32 protein-coding genes and 1 pseudogene are annotated in these 19,905 nt (G+C 43.2%); 21 read left to right on the top strand and 12 right to left on the bottom strand.

Features of this window, described 5'->3' with window-relative positions:
* From LA360_RS03905 to LA360_RS03950, 10 genes are all read left to right on the top strand, one after another.
* Window positions 1-219 carry a hypothetical protein gene (locus LA360_RS03905; RefSeq protein WP_002588949.1) on the top strand — a complete coding sequence of 73 codons (219 nt, stop codon included), beginning with the start codon at window positions 1-3 and terminating at the stop codon, window positions 217-219.
* A 133-nt stretch (window positions 220-352) separates the two neighbouring features.
* Window positions 353-1,540: a hypothetical protein gene (locus LA360_RS03910; RefSeq protein WP_112482633.1), complete on the top strand. Its 1,188-nt coding sequence runs from the start codon at window positions 353-355 to the stop codon at window positions 1,538-1,540.
* Window positions 1,541-1,759, top strand: a complete 219-nt coding sequence (locus tag LA360_RS03915; RefSeq protein ID WP_112482635.1) for a hypothetical protein — start codon at window positions 1,541-1,543, stop codon at window positions 1,757-1,759.
* An 89-nt stretch (window positions 1,760-1,848) separates the two neighbouring features.
* The gene (locus tag LA360_RS03920) at window positions 1,849-2,838 is read left to right on the top strand and encodes a hypothetical protein (protein ID WP_112482637.1); all 990 of its coding nucleotides are present in this window, start codon (window positions 1,849-1,851) and stop codon (window positions 2,836-2,838) included.
* A complete protein-coding gene (locus LA360_RS03925) occupies window positions 2,811-2,954 on the top strand; it encodes a hypothetical protein (protein ID WP_002567665.1) in 144 nt (47 codons plus the stop codon). The genes LA360_RS03920 and LA360_RS03925 overlap by 28 nt, the downstream gene beginning before the upstream one ends.
* A 187-nt stretch (window positions 2,955-3,141) precedes the next feature.
* On the top strand, window positions 3,142-3,423 hold the full coding sequence (locus LA360_RS03930) for a hypothetical protein (RefSeq protein ID WP_225537298.1): 282 nt from the start codon (window positions 3,142-3,144) through the stop codon (window positions 3,421-3,423).
* A gap of 44 nt (window positions 3,424-3,467) precedes the next feature.
* On the top strand, window positions 3,468-3,629 hold the full coding sequence (locus LA360_RS03935; RefSeq protein ID WP_166433715.1) for a hypothetical protein: 162 nt from the start codon (window positions 3,468-3,470) through the stop codon (window positions 3,627-3,629).
* A 146-nt stretch (window positions 3,630-3,775) separates the two neighbouring features.
* Complete coding sequence (locus LA360_RS03940; protein WP_225537300.1) at window positions 3,776-4,414, top strand: zonular occludens toxin domain-containing protein; 639 nt, start codon at window positions 3,776-3,778, stop codon at window positions 4,412-4,414.
* A 111-nt stretch (window positions 4,415-4,525) separates the two neighbouring features.
* Window positions 4,526-5,446, top strand: coding sequence for a hypothetical protein (locus LA360_RS03945; RefSeq protein WP_112482639.1), 921 nt, complete (start codon window positions 4,526-4,528; stop codon window positions 5,444-5,446).
* Window positions 5,439-5,618: a hypothetical protein gene (locus LA360_RS03950; protein ID WP_002567660.1), complete on the top strand. Its 180-nt coding sequence runs from the start codon at window positions 5,439-5,441 to the stop codon at window positions 5,616-5,618. Before LA360_RS03945 ends, LA360_RS03950 begins: the two co-directional genes overlap by 8 nt.
* A gap of 346 nt (window positions 5,619-5,964) precedes the next feature.
* Here LA360_RS03950 and LA360_RS03955 read toward each other — a convergent pair whose 3' ends face one another.
* Both LA360_RS03955 and LA360_RS03960 read right to left on the bottom strand, forming a co-directional pair.
* Entirely contained in the window at window positions 5,965-6,195 is a 231-nt protein-coding gene (locus LA360_RS03955; RefSeq protein WP_074664327.1) for a hypothetical protein, read from the bottom strand.
* Window positions 6,196-6,271: 76 nt separating this feature from the next.
* Window positions 6,272-6,523, bottom strand: coding sequence for a hypothetical protein (locus tag LA360_RS03960; RefSeq protein ID WP_112482643.1), 252 nt, complete (start codon window positions 6,521-6,523; stop codon window positions 6,272-6,274).
* Window positions 6,524-6,729: 206 nt separating this feature from the next.
* Here LA360_RS03960 and LA360_RS03965 point away from each other — a divergent pair, with 206 nt between their 5' ends.
* From LA360_RS03965 to LA360_RS03985, 5 genes are all read left to right on the top strand, one after another.
* A complete protein-coding gene (locus LA360_RS03965) occupies window positions 6,730-6,927 on the top strand; it encodes a hypothetical protein (protein ID WP_112482645.1) in 198 nt (65 codons plus the stop codon).
* 1 nt (window position 6,928) lies between these two features.
* A complete protein-coding gene (locus tag LA360_RS03970) occupies window positions 6,929-7,171 on the top strand; it encodes a hypothetical protein (RefSeq protein WP_112482647.1) in 243 nt (80 codons plus the stop codon).
* Entirely contained in the window at window positions 7,144-7,335 is a 192-nt protein-coding gene (locus LA360_RS03975; protein ID WP_146774963.1) for a hypothetical protein, read from the top strand. The genes LA360_RS03970 and LA360_RS03975 overlap by 28 nt, the downstream gene beginning before the upstream one ends.
* An 87-nt stretch (window positions 7,336-7,422) precedes the next feature.
* The gene (locus tag LA360_RS03980) at window positions 7,423-7,695 is read left to right on the top strand and encodes a hypothetical protein (RefSeq protein ID WP_112482649.1); all 273 of its coding nucleotides are present in this window, start codon (window positions 7,423-7,425) and stop codon (window positions 7,693-7,695) included.
* A gap of 159 nt (window positions 7,696-7,854) precedes the next feature.
* Complete coding sequence (locus LA360_RS03985) at window positions 7,855-8,073, top strand: hypothetical protein (RefSeq protein ID WP_002588949.1); 219 nt, start codon at window positions 7,855-7,857, stop codon at window positions 8,071-8,073.
* Between the two features lie 204 nt (window positions 8,074-8,277).
* On the opposite strand, the gene LA360_RS03990 is transcribed toward LA360_RS03985, so the two are convergent.
* From LA360_RS03990 to LA360_RS04000, 3 genes are all read right to left on the bottom strand, one after another.
* Entirely contained in the window at window positions 8,278-8,571 is a 294-nt protein-coding gene (locus LA360_RS03990) for a hypothetical protein (RefSeq protein WP_089774777.1), read from the bottom strand.
* Entirely contained in the window at window positions 8,555-9,085 is a 531-nt protein-coding gene (locus LA360_RS03995) for a replication/maintenance protein RepL (RefSeq protein WP_022200544.1), read from the bottom strand. Before LA360_RS03995 ends, LA360_RS03990 begins: the two co-directional genes overlap by 17 nt.
* Window positions 9,086-9,647: 562 nt before the next feature.
* Window positions 9,648-9,842: a helix-turn-helix domain-containing protein gene (locus LA360_RS04000; protein ID WP_081031284.1), complete on the bottom strand. Its 195-nt coding sequence runs from the start codon at window positions 9,840-9,842 to the stop codon at window positions 9,648-9,650.
* Between the two features lie 126 nt (window positions 9,843-9,968).
* On the opposite strand from LA360_RS04000, the gene LA360_RS04005 reads away from it, so the two are divergent.
* Window positions 9,969-10,295, top strand: a complete 327-nt coding sequence (locus tag LA360_RS04005; protein ID WP_022200545.1) for a hypothetical protein — start codon at window positions 9,969-9,971, stop codon at window positions 10,293-10,295.
* A gap of 49 nt (window positions 10,296-10,344) precedes the next feature.
* Here the strand turns inward: LA360_RS04005 and LA360_RS04010 are convergent, their stop codons facing one another.
* On the bottom strand, window positions 10,345-10,659 hold the full coding sequence (locus LA360_RS04010; protein WP_146774965.1) for a hypothetical protein: 315 nt from the start codon (window positions 10,657-10,659) through the stop codon (window positions 10,345-10,347).
* A gap of 139 nt (window positions 10,660-10,798) precedes the next feature.
* Here LA360_RS04010 and LA360_RS04015 point away from each other — a divergent pair, with 139 nt between their 5' ends.
* Both LA360_RS04015 and LA360_RS04020 read left to right on the top strand, forming a co-directional pair.
* Window positions 10,799-11,293: a helix-turn-helix domain-containing protein gene (locus tag LA360_RS04015; RefSeq protein ID WP_089776580.1), complete on the top strand. Its 495-nt coding sequence runs from the start codon at window positions 10,799-10,801 to the stop codon at window positions 11,291-11,293.
* A 137-nt stretch (window positions 11,294-11,430) separates the two neighbouring features.
* Window positions 11,431-12,048: a transposase gene (locus LA360_RS04020; protein ID WP_225537719.1), complete on the top strand. Its 618-nt coding sequence runs from the start codon at window positions 11,431-11,433 to the stop codon at window positions 12,046-12,048.
* On the opposite strand, the gene LA360_RS04025 is transcribed toward LA360_RS04020, so the two are convergent.
* Both LA360_RS04025 and LA360_RS04030 read right to left on the bottom strand, forming a co-directional pair.
* Window positions 12,049-12,915 carry a plasmid recombination protein gene (locus LA360_RS04025; protein WP_112482655.1) on the bottom strand — a complete coding sequence of 289 codons (867 nt, stop codon included), beginning with the start codon at window positions 12,913-12,915 and terminating at the stop codon, window positions 12,049-12,051.
* A 780-nt stretch (window positions 12,916-13,695) separates the two neighbouring features.
* On the bottom strand, window positions 13,696-13,983 hold the full coding sequence (locus tag LA360_RS04030) for a winged helix-turn-helix transcriptional regulator (RefSeq protein ID WP_022200547.1): 288 nt from the start codon (window positions 13,981-13,983) through the stop codon (window positions 13,696-13,698).
* A 166-nt stretch (window positions 13,984-14,149) separates the two neighbouring features.
* Between LA360_RS04030 and LA360_RS04035 the strand changes: the two are divergent.
* From LA360_RS04035 to LA360_RS04045, 3 genes and pseudogenes are all read left to right on the top strand, one after another.
* A pseudogene (locus tag LA360_RS04035) lies at window positions 14,150-14,257 on the top strand (nitroreductase family protein); the annotation flags it as partial.
* A gap of 558 nt (window positions 14,258-14,815) precedes the next feature.
* A complete protein-coding gene (gene msrB / locus LA360_RS04040; protein WP_022200548.1) occupies window positions 14,816-15,769 on the top strand; it encodes a peptide-methionine (R)-S-oxide reductase MsrB in 954 nt (317 codons plus the stop codon).
* A gap of 147 nt (window positions 15,770-15,916) precedes the next feature.
* The gene (locus LA360_RS04045) at window positions 15,917-16,969 is read left to right on the top strand and encodes a tyrosine-type recombinase/integrase (protein WP_022200549.1); all 1,053 of its coding nucleotides are present in this window, start codon (window positions 15,917-15,919) and stop codon (window positions 16,967-16,969) included.
* Between the two features lie 426 nt (window positions 16,970-17,395).
* On the opposite strand, the gene LA360_RS04050 is transcribed toward LA360_RS04045, so the two are convergent.
* From LA360_RS04050 to LA360_RS04065, 4 genes are all read right to left on the bottom strand, one after another.
* A complete protein-coding gene (locus LA360_RS04050; protein ID WP_138262830.1) occupies window positions 17,396-17,602 on the bottom strand; it encodes a hypothetical protein in 207 nt (68 codons plus the stop codon).
* 5 nt (window positions 17,603-17,607) lie between these two features.
* Window positions 17,608-18,288, bottom strand: coding sequence for an MgtC/SapB family protein (locus LA360_RS04055; protein WP_022200550.1), 681 nt, complete (start codon window positions 18,286-18,288; stop codon window positions 17,608-17,610).
* Between the two features lie 324 nt (window positions 18,289-18,612).
* Entirely contained in the window at window positions 18,613-19,050 is a 438-nt protein-coding gene (locus LA360_RS04060; protein ID WP_022200551.1) for a flavodoxin, read from the bottom strand.
* Window positions 19,051-19,064: 14 nt separating this feature from the next.
* On the bottom strand, window positions 19,065-19,682 hold the full coding sequence (locus LA360_RS04065) for a DUF3793 family protein (RefSeq protein ID WP_022200552.1): 618 nt from the start codon (window positions 19,680-19,682) through the stop codon (window positions 19,065-19,067).
* Window positions 19,683-19,905 lie beyond the last annotated feature (223 nt).

The following is a 19,905-nucleotide window of genomic DNA, read 5'->3' on the forward strand; positions in this document are numbered from 1 at the left end:
ATGAACATAGAACTTACGGAACGGGAACTGCGCTATCTTAACCGGGTCGTCAATGTCCGTCTGGATGAATTGATGGAACGCTGTGCCCGGATACGCCGGATTCGCTCTCTTGAGGATATCATTGCCAGTGAACGTTTTAGCATTGCTGAATCTGAAATCAAGGTCATGAAAGGGGTCCACGATAAAATAGCGGATGCCCTCTCTGACTGTAACATATGACAAGCTGTATCCCTACATACTTAATAAAATAAGCTAACTATTCGGGATAAGTCTAGTTTAACGAATAGTTAAGGCTGATTTAAGTATATAAGGATACATCTTTTAACACGTTTGTTAGGGGGTGTATTTTTTTATGGTTAAGAAACTTTTAAGCGTCCTTTTAATCCTTTCCATCCTTTCCTTATGTCCCCTGACTGTATTTGCTAAGGATGCTTCCAACACGGTTAACTGGTCAACGGTTGAGGTTTATGTTTACGGTTCTGATAATTATGATAAATACCTTGGTAAGGTTCAGAATGCTGGTGGGCAGGGTGCCTTTGGCAAGGAATTTACTGCTCCTGACGGCAGGGCCATCCATGGTCTACTCCTTAAGTTCCCCCGCTCTGCTCTCCCAAGGAATGGGAAATGGAAATGCCAGATTTCCGTCCAGACAAGTAGCAAATTGAATCCTGATAGGTTTTTTGCCCGTGGATATGTGGAACGGCCGAATGCTACCAGTCTTTGGGGGCAGCTTAGTGAACTTTCCTCTGATTACATCCCGCCTGATTTTTATACGGCTACCTATAACGTTGATACTCAGGCCCTTACTTCGGTCTATTTTTATTTCCCGTTTGCCTTTCCTCTTTATGGTAAGCAGAAACTTAACTTTTCCTCTGTCTGTAATTTTACGGATTATGAGGCAGGTCATATTGTGGCGCCAATTGCACCCCCTCCCACTGCGGATGAGCAGAATCAGTCCCTGGTTAATTCCGCTCAGGATACGGCCAATAATACGGCGGCCCTGGTAGAAAAGCAGGATACCATCATTGACCAGATTGTAGATACCACTCAGACCATCAGTAACCAGCTCCACTCCTTTTGGGACCAGTTAGCGGGTGAGTTCACGAACATGTATAACAAGATGAATGAACATCATGCGGAGGATTTGGCGGCTAACCGCAATAATACAGAGGATATCATTGATTCCCAGGAATCCAATACGACTACCATTATCAATAATCAGGATGAGAATACAGAAAAAGTTGTCAATGGTTATGATAATTCCGGCCTTACCTCCTCCAATGATACCCTTAAGGATTCCCTTTCCAAGATGGAGGAAAAGGAAGGCCAGGCCATGGAGTATGCCCGGACGGCTATTGATGCTTTTCAGTATGATGATGGGTTCTTCAGCCGTTTTACCTCTCCCATTGCGGATGTTTCCTATTTCATGAATGGTGTTTATTCAGCCCTTGCGGGTCTTAACATCCCTATCGGCTTTTCCCTGACACTTACCATTGCCATGCTCTGTATCGGTTATTACAGGTTTAAAGGGGGGTCTTAAATGTTCCAGTTCTTTGACGCTGTGGCGGCCATTTTCCAGACGGTTGTTAATTACATTGTTAACCTCATTACTATGATTGTTTTTGTGATTGTCAATGTGGTGCGTGCGTTTGGCTGGCTGTTCGTCTGCATCCAGTATCTTCCTGGATGGCTGATTGCCTTTGTGGTCGTCCCGATTTCATTATCAATTGTGTTTCAGATATTAAATAAGGGGTCGTGATATCATGCGTGATTTGATGGATTTTTGTATCAATATATTGTCTTATCTGGTCCAGACGTTGTTCCGTTGCTCTTTGGGAGGTTATTCATATGGTGATTTTCTTGTGGCTGTCATTGTCATTTCTGTTTTTGTGGGTACGTTGGTCATCTCCTTCCGGTGGGCCGGTGACCATCCTTCCTATGCGTTCCGTCCGCTTCATTCAGGTAAGAAACATAAGGCAGGTTCTTCTAAGTCTCATCGTCTCAAGTAGCTTTATCCTGCTCTCCTGCCCTCTCCTGGCCTATGCGGATACGGCTACACCTTCCAATGCGGCCAGGTCGGGCAGGGATGCGGACATGGATTCGGATGATATCCGTATTGCATCTTCTTCCAATGCCGCCTATACGGATGTGGATTTATTGATTGATGACAGGACCTTGATGGACATTGATGATTTTGAGGGTTTAAAACGTGATGACTTACTTCGATACATTTTATGCGAACTTATTACCATTCGTGATTCTTTTGGCGGCCCCGGTCTTGCTTCCTCCCCGGATGCTCCGCTTTCTTCCCTGGAAGGTGAGGAGGATAGTCCTGACCTGGAGGAAGGCCCTACAGATATTATTCCTATGGACGCCCCTGTCCGCTCGGCGCGTTCGGTTTCTGTTTCTGATGATTATGTTAATGTACTTCGTTATGATGTGTCTATCTCAGGCAGGGATTACACCTTGCTTCTCCCTCCTGAGTATGCGGATTCCCTTTATGTAGACAGTGATGGGCGTCTGTTCAATGTCTCAACCAGTCCCATCCAGGGCCGCCTGGTGGACGGTAATTTTAATCCCTATGCAGATACGGGTAAGGTTGTGTATCTTACTCCTTGTCTTGGCAATAACTTTTACTCTATCAGGGAGTATGGCTCCCCCAACTATGTCAGGGAATATTATTGGAGCCTGGGCCGTCTCCAATACCGTGATACATATGTCAATATCCAGGTGAATCATTACCATCATATATTCAAGGTTTCTGACACGCTTACATATATCGTTGTCGTTCTGATAGGAGGTTGTTTGATATGTTTATGGAGAAAATCCTCGCGTTGATGGGGGATGTCCCTGTCCAGTTCTATCCGGTTTGTTATGCCTTTGGCTTCATTGCCTTTTTATGGATTGTGGATAAGTTCTTCCATATCTTCGTATCGCTGATTGATAGGCGGTGATTCCATGGCATTTGATAGTCTTTATCCTATTATCAGCTGGCTCTTTAATGAGGTTTATAAACTTTTCACGTTCCTGTGGGAGCATTCCTACTGGGTCGGTATTGCTGTCATTGGTCTGCCCCTTCTTCGGAAGGTTGTAGATATATTCAGGCGACTTTTATGAATTGATAAGGAGGTGTTTTTTATATTGAAGATTAAGAATGCGGTTAGGAAGTATCGCTGTGTCCCTGTCGCCACGGGTGTTGCGTCTGTTGCTATGGCTTTCCCGGCCTTTGCTGAGGAAGGTACCCCGGCCACGGGCCTTAATGGTCTGTTAGCCACGTTTTCCGTGGTCACGGCCTGGCTCTGGAAGGAGTGTGGGCTCCTGCTCACCTGGATTTTATCCCAGCCCATCCTTTTGGCCGCCATGTGTCTGTTCTTCGCCGGCGCCGTGGTTGCGTTCTTCATGCGCATTTACCATCAGGTATGATTCAGGAGGGGACCTCGGTCCCCTTCCCCCATTGAGGTGATTTCATGATTGATTTATTCAACCTTTTTATAGATTTGGTCCTGTTCCCCATTTCCCCGGAAGTCTTTACCCTTGATACCAATGTCATGTGGCAGTTCATGCTTTTAATCCTGTTGCCCGTTGGCCTTATCCGTATCACGAAACAGCTTGTTAAGGGGGTGTTTTAATGTATGCGCTTTCTGTTCTACTCTTTGGCTTTGGCCTGTTTTGGATTGTCTTTTTTGCTTATCATTTCTTTAAGTATCGCAATCCATATAAGCTCTTTATGGTCTTTGGCAAGAAAGGTAGTGGCAAGACTACGCTCATGTGTAAAATGGCACTTAAATACCGTAAGAAGGGGTGGCACGTCTATAGCAACGTGCATATACCTGGAACTTATCACTTCGATACCGTTGATATTGGTGTTGCCCATTTTCCTGAAAATTCTATCCTGCTTATCGATGAGGTAGGCCTTGTATGGGATAACCGTAATTTCAAGTCCTTCCCGGAACACGTGAAGGTCTATTTCAAATATCAGCGGCAGTATAAACATATCGTGTATCTGTTCTCCCAGTCCTTTGATGTTGACAAGAAGATACGTGACCTTACTGACCATCTGTACATCATCCACAACTTCCTGAACTGCTTTTCCATTGCCAGGCGTATCACAAAGACAGTTGCCGTTGTCCATGCGGATAAATCTGCCAGTGGTGAATCAAAGATAGTGGATGATTACAACATTGATTCCCTGCTCCTGGCCCCCTTCGGTTCCGTGCGTTTTACCTACATCCCGAAGTATGTAAAGTATTTCAATTCCTACAATCCTCCTCTGCTCCCGGAGAAGGAGTTTGAATACATGCCGTTCCCGGAACTGGTGAAACAGGGGAAGCTGGGAGCGCTCCGCCGCGCGATGGCCGGCGGGCGCGTACAGCTTCATGAGGTCGTGAGGAAATGGAACCGTAAGAAACGGTGACCGACTTCGGACCCCTGTCTAATTAGGTCCGAAGTCCAATTAGGTCCGAAGTCCTATCAATTTCTGACTTTTTCACACAATTTACACAATTCATGTTAGGAGGTTTTGCCCATGCTTTATTATTTCAACCCATTGATTGAGGATGGTATCTTTTATTCCTGTGATTCCCTCCGTTACTCCTTTGAGTTCCCGGATACAGATACAGTTGAATCCTTCCTTTCCTTCCTCTCCCATCTTCCAGGCTGTACGCATTATCATTCTTTAAAGGATTTTGATTACCGATACCTTTTTGTGTTTGGTATCAAAGGATTATCATTTTCCATTGGTCTTTGTATGAATGGTGTAAAGAAAGAAACAGTTTTACAGGGTTTCCTGGACTTTAACCCAAACAAGATACTTGGTGAGCTTGCCTATGATGATGGGTTCATGCGTACAAGTGTCTCCCCCTTCGACCAGGAGGAAACAGGGTTCAAAGACCTGCAAAGCCAGATAGGACAGCTCCTAAGAACGGTCCTAAACGAACTGTTCCCCATGGTAGAAACAATAAAGATAAAAAGATGGGATTTAGCAGTGGACGTGCCATATGGCCGTGACTGTGTACAGCTTATCAAGGATAACAGGAAATACAGCCAATTTTACAAATCAGCGCAGGACTTTACAGAATATTTAGGATGTATGTCCGCTCCCGGCCGGGTAAAGGTCTACAACAAACAGATAGAGGCTGGCCTTGATTATCCCCTCACCCGGATAGAGGTTACGCTGGATAGCCTGGACTACATAGATTGTTGTCGGTGCTGGCCCAATGTTTATACTCGTAGTGTATTGGATTTGGGTGATAACAAGGTCTTGATACAGCTTATGTGTAAGGAACCTGTTGACAGCATGGATTTCTATCTCCGTCAGTTATCACCTAACACGAAACGTAAGTATAAGGCCCTGCTCCTGGACCGTCCCTTTGAGATTGAGGGTCCCATATTTAACAAGTTGCGCAATCAGTTATTAAGATATCAGGAGGGAAATTTTTATGAATAAGCCAGTTGGAAAAATCAAAGTCAATGTTTACCTGACCACGAAACAGTATGACCGCCTTTGCAGGTACATGGAGTTCTGTGAATGCTACTCCACCCCGGCGGAAATGGCAACACGGCTTGTCCAGGTCGGCCTGGCCGAGGCAATCAAGCGTGGGGCGATTGAGGAGGATTAATATGACGTCTGAGGATGAAATTTATTTCTGTTCGGTTTTCTTTGTTGTTTTGCCGCTTTTATACTTTGCTATCCATAACTATTTTGTCCGCAAGCGTTCGCGTGGAAGGAAGTATACCGACTTGGACATGATTGTATGTTATGTTTACATGATTGCATTTATTCTATTTTCCTTTTACTTTAAGTACATTGCTAATCTTTGAATTTTCTAAACAGGAACATGGTTAATGCTATAGCTCCACAACACCAAAAAGCTTTATTTGTAGTTAGTCCAATGATTCCATTGATTATATTTTCCATGTTTACTCCTTTCGCATATCCCCGGCATAGAGCCGGGGATATTGCTGTTATTCTACCTTCGGTAGGATTCCTTTGGCTTCCAATACTTCTACTAAGGTGTCCATTCCATCGTTGATATGGTGTATTTCTTTCCTGATGGACCTTTCTGAGGTTTTCATGTCTAGCCTTAGTGTATCCATTTGGATTTTTAGTTCTGATATTTGTAGATTTATGTCCTCTAGCTTGTTTGTAATTGGTTCTAATAGTGTTCTCATTGCTTCAATCGTTTCTCTGTCCATTTTTATATCCTCCTTGATGAATTTTTGTCTTAGGCTCTTAAAATCGCTTCTCGTTCATTCTGGTGCGTTTGTGGCCCTATTTCATATTGATGTCCCCATGTATATTCCCGGCCACAATACCCTTGTTGTGATTTACCTGGATTCCAGGTGTGCCGCTCATGTCTTTTTCTATTAGGTCTTTGATATATCCACTTATTTTTGTATAGCCTTTATTTTTCATATGTTCTACTATAGTCGGATAATCTTCTTCTCGAATATATACTTTGACTGTCTTATATGTATCTTTTATATATTCTCTTACATATTCATTTCTGCTATTTTCTTTCATTTCTTAATCTCCTGTTTAGGCCTATACAAATTATATAATGTTTAGGCCTAAACTTTGTTGATTTTGTCAATTGTTTAGGCCTAAACACTCTGTTATACTATTAATGTAACGATAAGTAACAATTAAGCGCTTAGTTAGTATCTATTTTACCACAAATTTAGTTAGTCTACAAGGATGATTTAGTTAGTTGATTAAGGAGGGCTAAAATGACAGTTGGACAGGTTTGTAATCTCCCGTTTGTTTCTAATGAATCACTTATCTATATCCGGGATGAAGAATTTACATTGCGTGCGTGTGCTTTTCGTCATTATCCTGCAATAAGGCGTTGTTGGGCACTTGATGTAAAAGCATTTTCTTGGGATGATGACGGTTTGGTTTATATTACGGTAAGGGGGAGGATTTAACATGATGGATGTAAAGCGTATCCGTAAGACAATCAATGATGCTGTGGAAGCTTATGTTCGTGGTAATGATGATGTTATTGACTTGACCTTTGATTATGCTTGGATTTGTGCACAATTGAGTTTTGCGTGCACGATTGATGCAATTACGATTGAGGAGCGTGATGCTTTGCGTAATATTGTCAATTGTGCTTTTAAAGCTGATAGGAGGGGTCCAGAATGCGTAGAATTTCCAAGGCTTTCTTAGAGCAGGAGCGAGATGAAGCTGGGTTGGTAATTTCCCGTTCCTTTCTTTATCCTGACAAATTTACGGAACAGCAAATTAGACTTATGACTTTCTATTTCGCCCGTTTGGAACAGATTTTGTCTTATATTGATGAAAAGACAGATTCCATTCCACCATTAATTTAGCTAGCCCTCAGGGCGTCCCATTGTGGCTTCGCCCTGATGCATATAAATAACACATAACCATATCAAAATTTAAGGAGGATTTTTATTATGTTATACAAAGTGGTTGGGATTCAGCATTTAACAGGCAATGATTATAAGACAGGTACTCCGTATGATTATTTCCGGCTTCATTGTGTTGTGGGCACTCGTTCAAATGATGTTCGTGGTCAGTTGGTTGAAACTATCAATGTTTACCGGAATGAATTCACTACGGATGTCAATTCCATAAATCCCGATGATTTTCTTGATGTTACGTTCCGGCGTGTTGGCAAGAAGGCTGCTTTGGAGGATTTTGTTCTTGTTGATTCCTCTAATAACTAGTGGGTGCGTATGTCCCCGGCTGGCGGTGTAGCCTAGGCCGGGGATACCCCTTCCCCTTGACTACAGAAAGTGCCAGGTCCCTGGCGGTAGCGATTCATCATGCCATGGATGCGCCTACGGGGTCGCGAACATAAGAAATCAATAGAAAGTAGTGGTTGGATGAACATAGAACTTACGGAACGGGAACTGCGCTATCTTAACCGGGTCGTCAATGTCCGTCTGGATGAATTGATGGAACGCTGTGCCCGGATACGCCGGATTCGCTCTCTTGAGGATATCATTGCCAGTGAACGTTTTAGCATTGCTGAATCTGAAATCAAGGTCATGAAAGGGGTCCACGATAAAATTGCGGATGCCCTCTCTGACTGTAACATATGACAAGCTGTATCCCTACATACTTAATAAAATAAGCTAACTATTCGGGATAAGTCTAGTTTAACGAATAGTTGTCTTGTTCTTTTAGGGTATGGTTCGCATTTCATTACGTTATCTCTATTAAGGCTTGTTTGATTCTATAATCCAACTATCGCTTCGCTTTCGTTAAACTAGGCTTAAATGCAATAAAAAGCCATTTCTGGCTTTTTAGTACTGACTTAATGCAATTACAGCACCCGAGTAATCATAATCCAAAAATCTTCGCAGATATGCTATTGTATCAGAACCTTTAATATCTTCTTTGATTGCTTGTGTGTTTACTGCATGAGCTTTAAATTTATACATTCCATCCCTACTCGACCGCCATATTGTTATATCAGGATATTTTGTATCTCGCCACGCCTTACCATCCTGCATTAATCTAGTTGGATAATTGTCCTGCATGAAGCTAATTAAGTCTGCATTGCGTGCTTGCTCTTTTTGTTTATTGCTTACTTTCATTGTTTTCCTCCTCTAAATTATGTATTAAATCTTCGTTGAATTGTTGCATAACCTCTTGCTGTTGGCTTAATTTTCCAATACTGATAAGATTGGGATTTATACGGTATGTTTTTGCGCTAATTTTGATTATACAATTAGTTGCCTGTAGCTTTTTCATGACTCGAACAACTGTTTGTTTACTTGTGTGAACAGATTTTGCAATTTCATCATATGTTCCTACAAAGGTATTTGCTGTTGAAATTGGGATATTATTATAATTAGCATTTGCCAATATATATGAAAAGACCTTGCTTTCTGAATTTCCAATCAATCCCATTATTTTCATAAAATCTTCAAGAAAAATTTTATGAAACTGGTTTGCACTTACCATTAGCGTTGAAGCAATAATTTCATTACCATCTTCGTCTTTTAATAGTGTACTGCTATCCATCAATTTTTTTATTTTAAGATTCTGATTATGGATTTTATCATCAGCAATCTTCCACTGAATCACGTACTCATTTTTATTTTTCATTTTGGTTTTACCTCCCTGTGGTGATGGGCATCACCTTAATAAACGTTATTTGTTTCTCATAATATATAATGTTAGATTGGTACTAAAAAAGTTCTGTTTTTTATACTTTTATAGTATTTTAAAAAAACTTTTTTATATTTTAGTACTAAATACGTGACAAAAATTCGATTTTAGTACTAAATACGTGACAATCCAGTACTAAATACGTGACAAAAAAGTCTGGGAACTATTGATTTTATTGGAATTTTTATGTCTATAGAATATATAGAATCATAGAGAAGGCTTCCAAGCACTCAATGAGCCTGCTGGCAAGCACATATGAGTCTGCCGACGGGCACATATGAGTCTGCTGACAGGCATATATGAGCAGGCCTGCGCCTCATGTGAGCCTACGGCAATTCGATAAAATAAAAAAACAGGGAGTGGCGGAGCCTCATGTGAGGTGGTTCCACCTCTATGTGGTAAAACCTCATATGAGGTTTTACTCAATGATGGCAAAGTAATAAAACTTTGCCTCAATGATGGATTTGGCATCATATAAAAAGAAGCTGTTTCCAGCTTCTTAGTCTTTCATATATTCGATTAAATCTCCTACTCCACAGTTAAAGTATTCGCATAATTTACAGACGAGGTTTGCATCTATTCTTTGAAATTCGTCTCGACAGTACCGATTGAAGTTCGAACGTGGAATGTCTAATTCTTTGCAGACTGTATTTTTGCTTTTACCTTGGATTTCTAACATTTCATTAATTCTCATATGCAAATAACCCACGCTCTCACCACCTCTCTGAATATTTTTATTATATCCAGTTAATCCACTTCTAGTAATTCACAATATAGTGAGGTATAATATAGTGAGGTATTTAATAAGGAGGTGTGTTATATGGAGAATGGATTTGAACGCATAATAGCAAAATTGAAGGAATACGAGCAAAATCATAGGAAATTGATTCTTTTAGAACGCAAAGAATTGATTGTGAAGAATTATGAGAACCTCACTTTTGAACTTGAAAATGAGGCAGAGTTTTCTTTATGGGAAGAAGAAAACTCTATCCATATTACTATTACAGCAGATTCTTTATTAACTTGTGATGAAGCGCATTCACTCAACTTTCTTTTAGGAATTGCCAATTATTCTGAACTGAAAATTGTTGATAACCAAATTGTTATATATCTATGGTTTAGGTGTTGGGAATGGATTGATAGATAAACTTTATTCTGATGCTGGTGGTGATGGGCGATAGCCCCATCACCACTTGTTAACGCTCATAATCATCATGGTGCATAACATTCTTTAATGTTTTTTCGGCAGTTTTTTGTAGTGGCTTATCTACATCAAGCAAAAGAGCTTTCGTAGCAAATTCTTTAAGCTTCTCATCATCATGTTTTATGGCATATACTCGTATGCTCTCTAGACTTTTTTTATAGTGCTTAGCTTGTTTGGATAAAGATTCCGTTCTATTACGCATTTGTTCAGCCTCATCTAGTACTTTATTAGCTTCTAATATGCTTTCTTTAAATTGAGTCTCTATTTCTGAAATAGTACCTTCACGTTTTTTTGAATATAATAACACATCTTCACACTCTGCAACTTTAGAAACGAATCTGTCGTATTCACTAGTACAGCATTGCCAAAATAATAATGAATAGACGTTGCTTTTTTATTGTAGTCGGTGCATAATAATTCTATCACTAAAGAATGGATGGGTTATTATGCGAAGGAAAACAATTGATACTATCCCGGTTTTATCTGATGCCATGAAAAACATATTATCTGCTTTTTCAAAAAGCCGCTCCCTTCCGTCAGGACTGGTCAAAAGAGCCAGCATTGTCCTGCTTGCGTCACAGGGGGAACTCAACCAGAATATTGCACCACAGGTCGGGCTTCATTATAATAATGTTGCCACCTGGCGCAGTCGGTTCCTCGCGGCGCTCCCAGCCTTGCGGAGGATTGAAATGGACGACCCGAAAAAGCTTGAAGATGAGATACGGGCAGTCCTGTCCGATAAAAAACGCCCCGGTGCCCCGTCTGTTTTTACGCCGGACCAGATCATGCGGATCATCGACCTTGCCTGCAGCAGCCCAAATGATTTTGGGTACGAAGTAAGCCAGTGGAGTCTCCCGCTGTTAGTGGCAGAAATTAAAAAGCAGGGGATCGCTGAACAGATTTCTGAGAAATCTGTCAGCCGTTTTTTAAAAATGAGGTAGATTTACATCCCCACAAAATCCGTTACTGGCTTCATTCTTCGGAAAAGACGGAAGCCCCGGAATCTTTTGCGCGGAAAGTAAACGAAATCTGCGGCCTGTACCAGAGTGCCCAGGAACAAAGCCGGGAAGGTGCACACATTGTTTCCACGGATGAAATGACCGGGGTACAAGCGCTGGAACATAAATATCCTGACAAGCTCCCATTACCCGGCCAGTGCGCCAAAATGGAGTTTGAGTATATCCGCCATGGCACGACCAGCCTCATCGGGTTCTTTGATGTTGCAACGGGCCGTATGGAAATGCCGTATTTAAACTCCACACGCACAGAAGAGGATTTTGTGGAAGCCGTGAAAGCATTGGTAGGGACAGACCCGCAAGCCCCATGGACATTTATATGCGATGGCCTAAACACCCATAAATCGGAAGCCCTTGTCCGCTTTGTGGCAGAAGCCTGTGCCCTTGGCGTGGAACTGGGCAAAAAAGGGAAAACAGGGATCCTTAAAAGTATGGAAAGCCGAGCGGATTTCCTGCATGACCCTTCCCACCGGATCCGCTTTGTCTATACTCCGAAACACAGTTCCTGGATGAACCAGATTGAGATATGGTTTGGCATCATTAACCGGAAGCTGCTGAAGCGGAAAAGCTACCTATCAATAGAAGAACTGGAAGCAAGCATCCTGCGCTTTATTGAACAATACAATCTTACAGCACACCCATTTAAGTGGACATATGCCGGGATACCATTAGTAATTTAATCACTGATATTTAAGCAATGCTGTACTAGCTTCTATTTCAATAGTTTCTTTTCCAAGTAAAGGCTTTTTGCGCTTTATTTCAGCCGGATAGTCAAACGGCTCTTCTTGATAGTTCATATAGGCTTGTTCCTCTGAATCGCGTTTTGCTTCCAATTCTCTTAATTCCATTAAGGTTTTTTTTAGTGAATTGCTCTTATTCTCTATCTCAAGCATAAGTTCATCACGAACCTTAATTCTCCGTTCTTGCTCTGAATTGCTTATGCTCTTTAATTCTTCAACGGAACGTTTACGAGCTGGCTCTTTTGTAAGAAAATTCTTATGGTACTTTTCTATGGCTAGTTTCTCCAGCTTCTTATTAAGTTCTATCATTCGCTTTTTAGACGAAAAATTTTTCCCATTTAATTGTCCATCTATTTCAGGTATTACATAAAAATGTAAATGCTCTCTGCTCTCTTTCATTTCACCAGCAACTATATATGAATGTATTTCATCATAATGAGCTATAGCAGAAATGATATTTCTAGCATTAAATTCGGATTGAAATAATTTACAGCAGTCCATAAAAAAAGATGCAGATTCTTCTCTTGTCATTCCCTCGCATGATGGAACTGTTAACCCAAATGCCACAACTCGATCTTTACGCTTATTCTTATTTGTTGAAGAATCTAAGATTTCGATGCGTTTATCAAATCTGGCACATGACTGCCCATAAGTCAGTTTTGTATAGTTTATATTTTCGTGGGTTTTCTCTTTGTCTATATCCTCATTACTATGTTCATGCTTCAGACGTTCATCATTATCACAATGCCGGAGCATTGCTTTCAGCTCACCAGCACTTTTAATTTTCTTGAAATCAATACTTGCCATTATATCGCCTCCTCAAAGTATTGCACAAAAGTATTGTTTCAATTTAATTATGTTGGAAGCCATGGCATAATAACTTTTCTAAAGTATTGCACCCAATACTTTGCTTTGCAAAGTACCGCTACACTCCGTTCCGCTTTAGGTGCTCTGCGAGGCTTGATATCATCAGACTTTATGATGAGTGCCAAACAAAAAAGACCCATTTCAGGTCTTTTCATTGAATTACTCTAATGTTATAATGAGGTATAGTCATTGAATCAAATAGGCTTACTTATAATATATGAGAGTAGCTTCGGACTGCTCGCAGATTCGAAGCTACTCTCATATATTATAAGTTGATGTTAACCAAATTGTCGCCTTACAATTTTATTAAGTTTGTTGCTGCACCTTACTCCAACTACCGTTCCACTTTCGTTAAACTACTCTTTCACAAATAGTTGCTAGGCAGGAGGCTCCGGTTTGGTATAATTTATGTCGCCTCCTAGCAACTACCGCTTGGCTTCACCTACTGGCGTAGGACGCTTTCGTGAAAGAGGCGGATAGTTTAACGAATAGTTGACAGGGGTAGTCTTTGTAATCCCTGCGTATTCTATGTTTTCTTATGATTTCCCCATTTGCTAACAATTGAATAAATATTATTAATATTATTCTTTTGCTGAAGCTGAACATAATTTGACTAAGTATTGATTAATCCCAACCTCGTCTGCAATTTTATATATTAAAGGTGTATATTATTTTAATCAGCCGCCAATTTGTTTACATAATATTTTTACGTAAACCGAATCACATCAAATACGGAAATGACAGTATCCTTTTTACGCCATTCATACCCTCTCCTGCTTTTGACAAGGCGTTTTCACATTCAGTCAGTTTAAGTAATCCATTCCCCCAGGTGCACATCACATCCAGAACCGGAATAATGCTTTTTCCAAATTCAGTCAGGGAATAGATGGTTCTGGGCGGTTTTTCTGGTATAACTTCTCTGGAAATCAAACCGGATTTTTCCAGGTCACGAAGCTGCTGTGATACCATTTTGGGTGTTGCATTGGGTATGAGACGCTGTAACTCCATATAGTGAAGCTTCCTGCTGTATCATGGTTTCCTCCTATTTGCTCTCCTATTGGTATGCTATGGTTTTGGAAAGTATCTACCTTAAAAGTGCATTCTTGTGAATTATATGACAGATGATAAAATAAAGTCAATGGTTGATTTGAAGCCATAATAAAAACAGAAAGGAATTCAGAAGGTCGAGCCGGAAAAGTTGGAGAAAATTCTTGAAGCCGCCCATGTTGCCCCCACAGCAGCCAATCTTCAGCCGGTCCGCCTGATTGTCGCCCAAAGCAAGTCTGGTAATTGGATATTCCGATGCCGGAACTGCTGATACCAGCCGATTCGGACGGTAGAGAATTGATGTAAACCAGCTGGTATCGTATGAAAAACTATAATCTTATCAGCCGATACCATAATGCCGGGTACCTGAGGACTGCGTAGCCTCAGGTACCATTCTTTTGGGTGCCAGCGGACATTCCTCAGAATCTGCCGGTATTCCTTTGGAGTCAGTGCATCCCGAATCGGGATTCCCTCTCTATTGTAAAGCCGCATATTTTCTCAAACCGTGCCACATCGCCATGAATGCGGACAGACTTCACCAAAATTTTCTGTCAATCCGTTCTTGATTTTTAGGCCCTGGGAGGAACCATCCTGATTCAGCGCTTCTGTCACCCATACCCGTCCTGTTTTTCCGGGCATGATTCCTTTCCAATTGCAGGCCATGTGTTTACAGTCATCTTCCTCCAGTTCCATGAAAAAGTATTGGTTCAGAAATTCATTGATTTTAGTCCCTTACAAGGGCATAATAGTATCATGAATCCAATTCAGAAGGAAACAAAGGAAAGGATGTGAAATGATCATGCAGAATATATATTTTGCTGGAGGATGCTTCTGGGGAGTGGAAGAATATTTTTCCCGTATACCAGGTGTCTGCGATACTGAGTGCGGCTATGCCAACGGAACCAGGAGCAATCCAACTTACGAGGAGGTCTGCTCAGACACCACCGGGTTTGCTGAAACAGTCCGTATTATGTACAATCCGGACATTGTTGCACTGCGCATACTGGTCAGACAGTTTTTCAAAATCATCGACCCTGTCAGCGTAAACCGGCAGGGAAACGACCGAGGAAGTCAGTACCGGACCGGCATCTACTATACCAGTGATGAGGATCGCGGCCCCATCCAGACTGTCATGTATGAAATTCAGAAGGATTACAGCCAGCCGCTGGCCGTGGAATTTGAACCTCTGAGGAATTTTTATCCGGCAGAGGATTACCACCAGGACTATCTGCAAAATCACCCCCATGGCTACTGCCATATTGATTTCAGCAGTCTTAAGGACCTCATTGTGCGTCCGGACGGGAGAACGGGCATAAAGCAGGACCAGACAGAGCTTCAAAAACGGCTGACCAGGGAACAATATGACGTGACACAGAATGCCTCCACCGAAAGGCCCTTTACAGGACAATATTGGAATCACCATGAACCAGGCATCTATGTGGATATCGTTACAGGAGAACCGCTTTTTACCTCTGCTGACAAATTTGATTCCGGCTGCGGATGGCCCAGCTTTACAAAGCCGGTCATGTCCCGCGCCGTCACGGAACACCCTGACAGCAGCCACGGCATGCACCGCGTGGAAGTGCGCAGCAGCGAGGGAGATTCCCATTTAGGCCATGTGTTTGAAGACGGTCCTGCCGGGACCGGCGGAATGCGCTACTGCATCAACAGCGCTGCCCTCCGCTTCATCCCCCGCAGCAGGATGGATGAGGAAGGATACGGGGCTTATCTGGATCTGTTAAAATAGACTGACTGGATTTTCTTGTATTCCGTAAAGTCATTATCAATAAGTAAAAAACAATCAATTGACAATCATTTGCAATTGACGCTAAAATATATCTTATAGCGCGTCTGACGCGACAAGACTATTTTATGAAATGAGGCATCCACTTACATGAGTCAATTATCATACCATGAACAGGTAGACCGGGAAAACATTCTGCGGCTGCGCAATCTGATAAAAGACCTGCCGCCATTCTGCGGTGACTTTTTCCGCGGAATCGAGCCCAGGACATCTTCCAGGACCAGGATTGCCTATGCCTATGACCTGCATGTGTTCTTTGATTTCCTCCATAAGGAAAATCCGGCTATTGCCAAGATTACTGTCAAGGATATCACATTGGATCAGCTGGACCAGCTGTCTGTCACGGATTTTGAGGAATATATGGAATACCTGAAATACCGTTTCAATGACAGGAACCAGGAGGTCATGAACAAGGAACGGGGAATCATGCGCAAAATATCCTCCCTGAAAAGTTTTTATAATTACTATTACAGGAATGAACGAATTAAAAACAATCCTGCCGCCCTGGTACAATTGCCCAAACTCCATGAAAAGGAAATCATCCGGCTGGACGTGGATGAGGTGGCCCTACTTCTGGACGAGGTGGAACAAGGTGACAAGCTGACCGATAAGCAGAAAAGTTACCATGCGAAAACAAAGACGCGGGACCTGGCCCTCCTTACCCTCCTTCTGGGAACCGGAATCCGTGTGTCCGAATGTGTGGGGCTAAATATCTCCGACATTGATTTTAAGAACGGCGGCATCCGCATCTACCGCAAGGGCGGCAAGGAGGTGACCGTATACTTCGGAACAGAGGTGGAGGACGCCCTCTTAGACTACCTGGAGGAACGCGACCGTATCATCCCGGAACAGGGACACGAGGACGCCCTTTTTCTCTCCCTGCAGCGCAGGCGGATGGCCGTGCGCAGCGTGGAAAATCTGGTTAAAAAGTATGCCCGCACCGTGGCTCCATTAAAACCCATTACCCCACACAAGCTGCGCAGCACCTATGGCACCAACCTGTACCGCGAGACAGGCGATATCTATCTGGTAGCCGATGTGCTGGGCCACTCCGACGTCAATACCACTAAGCGCCACTATGCCGCACTGGAGGACGAGAGAAGGCGCAGCGCCAGGAATAAGGTCAGACTTCGGGAGAAATAGACCATACATTCAGGGCTGTTTCCGCATATATGTAATGATCCAGTCCTCCTCCTTCAAATCATGGCGGATCCTGCAATACGGGCACAGACGTTCCCTGGTGGCGTCAAAGCTGGCTCCCCAGTTTGCAGCTTACCGCCCTCATCACAATCTGATGGAGAAACCATAGTCCTCGGGATGGCTTATATTCCGACACAGTCCGATTCGGAACCGGTCCGGCTGCCGGTGCAGCCCCTAGCCCTGGCAGTACACATCTGTCATGTATACTCCCAAATCCAAATAACAGTAATCCTACCCCCCCCCACCCGGCAGGCATTCAAGCTGACAGCTCCCTCAAACTGGGCGTTCGCAATAGCGTCAAAGCTGCATTCCTCCGGCCGTCCCTCATAAACACCAGATTCTCTCTGTCATCAGCAAAAATGAGAATCTTTACAACAGCTCTGAAAGGATTCCCGGAAGCCGCAGCACCAGACATGCCGCGCCGCCTGCGGGCATCCACTTTCTGACGCTGTTTCCGGCCGCCTGCTCTCCCAATCCGTAATCCCGGAGAAAATAATAATTCGTTACCTTTGGATAGAGATCCGACATCAAAAAACGCGTATGGCAATAGGGACAGCCCTCCAGCAATTCACTCACCTGGCTTACTGCACGGATATGCGCTTCAGCTGGCTCTTTTTCTTAAGCTGCCCCACCAGGTCGGACATATCGTAGTCCGCAGGCGTCTTTAACTGGGCGGTCAGCACATAGGCGGACGCCTCCTCTGTAAGCTGGATATTTACCATCTTGCAGTTCTGGCCCTGCAATGTCCGGTTGATGAACTGGAAGATGTCCTCATCCAGGCTTTCGCAGTATTCAATCTCCACCTCTTTGTCCTCCCCGTTCCTTCTGGAAAAATAACCTTTCCTGCCCAGGAACAGTTCCGAGAGCATAACGATGGCTGTGGATACAGCCCCCAGAATATACATTCCCGCTCCCATGGACATACCCACGCCCACAGTCGCCCATATTCCGGCCGAGGTAGTGATTCCGTTCACACTGTTGTTCCGGAAAATAATGATGCCTGAACCAATAAAGCCAATTGCCGTAACCACACCCGCCGCCACACGGGAAGGGTCCAGTTTTACATACTCGTTCAGCACATCCCCGAACCCATACTTTGAGATAATCATCATCATGGCAGAGGCCACTGCAATAATTACATGGGTCCTGGTGCCTGCCGTCTTCTTTTTACTTTGTCTCTCGCATCCAATCAAACCTCCGCAAAGAGCAGCGGCCACCAGCCGTAATACGTAGATGAGCTGTTCCGTGACAAATTGATTCATTTAATTCCTCCGTCCCGGAGCACAGTCCTGTTTCAGGCTCCTGTGCCAATCCTTTTAGAAAATTTTAGGTATTTAAATTATATCATGGTTCCAGCCGGAATGTAACCGCCTAATCATCCCCCACCACCCTTTTATTGGTCCGCCTGGTATGCATTCCGGGCGATTTCCGCTTTTTCGGCATCCGTCAGCTCATCCTCCAATATGGAAAAAGCAGGTCCGGGATACAAAACGCATCCCCCCAATTCCTGATACCATTCCATCATTATACCATAGCGCAAAAAAAAAGGCAAACCGAAAGGTCTGCCAAAAGACATGGTATGCTTCTTATGCTTCCGCGGCTGCCAGGGCCTTTCCCAGCTTCCTGCACTGATTCAATGCATCTTCATCCGGACTCTCCTGGGCAATAACGCCTTCGCCACCCACCACATCAGCTCCCGCATGAGCCATACGTGCCTGCCAGTCGCGCATCCACTCTCCATCACCCCATCCGCAGGAACCAAAGAGACCTATATGCTTACCGGAAGCAAATGCCTCCACCTCTGTCACAAACGGCTCCATCTCGCTCTCTTCCAGAACCTCTGCTCCCATAGCCGGGCATCCCAGGGCAAAAACGCCTGCATCCTTAAGTGCATCTGCCGATATATGGGAGACCTCTGTTACCAGAGCATCCTTTCCTGCCTCCCTGATGCCTTCCGCCACCGCGCTGGCCATAGCCTCCGTGTTGCCTGTCTGCGACCAGAAAACTACCATAATCTGATTCATGTCGTATGTCCTCCTTATATTGTCATTGATTTATATTGCTTCAGATTGTGTATCCTTAAGATTGCATCAATCTTCATACCGCGGGAAATCATATGGATTATGTGCTCACGAGCGTGGCTGTATGCCTGAAATATACGCTTGCACTCAGGAAGATCCGAATAAACCTTCCAGTATCCTATATAGAGGAAATTCTTTCCGTTATTTTCGATAAATCCTGTCACATCCTTTGCAGGATAGCCCAGCAGCAAACCTATCTCATGCGGAAATCCGGCACGGTCTTCCATGTGCTCCTCATATTTGATGGATACAAGACTCAAAATCTCCTCCAAATCCCATCCCCTGTAACCAAACCGTTCCATAAGACCCTTCACCTCCGGCCGGGCCAGATACGCTTCCAGCGCCTGCCTGATATAAAGAAGAAATGTGGTTTTCTCAGATGATTCATATAAAATACAGCAGGACACGGCCGTGTCCTTAAACAATTCCAGAACCGCCGCCCTTTTGGAACGCCCCACTGTCAGCAAATTTGATATCTTCATACCTGTAAGTAAGGGCGCGCACTGCAATGCCACCTGGGTATCCAACTCTTCCGGATTCAGCTTCAACATTAGATGTAAGGTTTCTTTGCTCACGTATTACCTCCGGCTGTCTCAGAATTATTATTTTCAAAATATTCTTCCGAAATATTTTTAGTTAGTTAAAACTAACTTATATATAATATTATCAGACCGAACACGAAATTACAAGAGCTGAAACAGAGAAAATTTCCTGTTTGTCTTGAGTTTTTTTCGTTCCTGCAATATTGAGTTTTTTTCTCTGTCCAAATTTATTGCGAGTTTTTTCCTCATTTAAATT

The organism is Enterocloster clostridioformis (genome assembly GCF_020297485.1).
Taxonomy (GTDB): Bacteria; Bacillota; Clostridia; order Lachnospirales; family Lachnospiraceae; genus Enterocloster; species Enterocloster clostridioformis.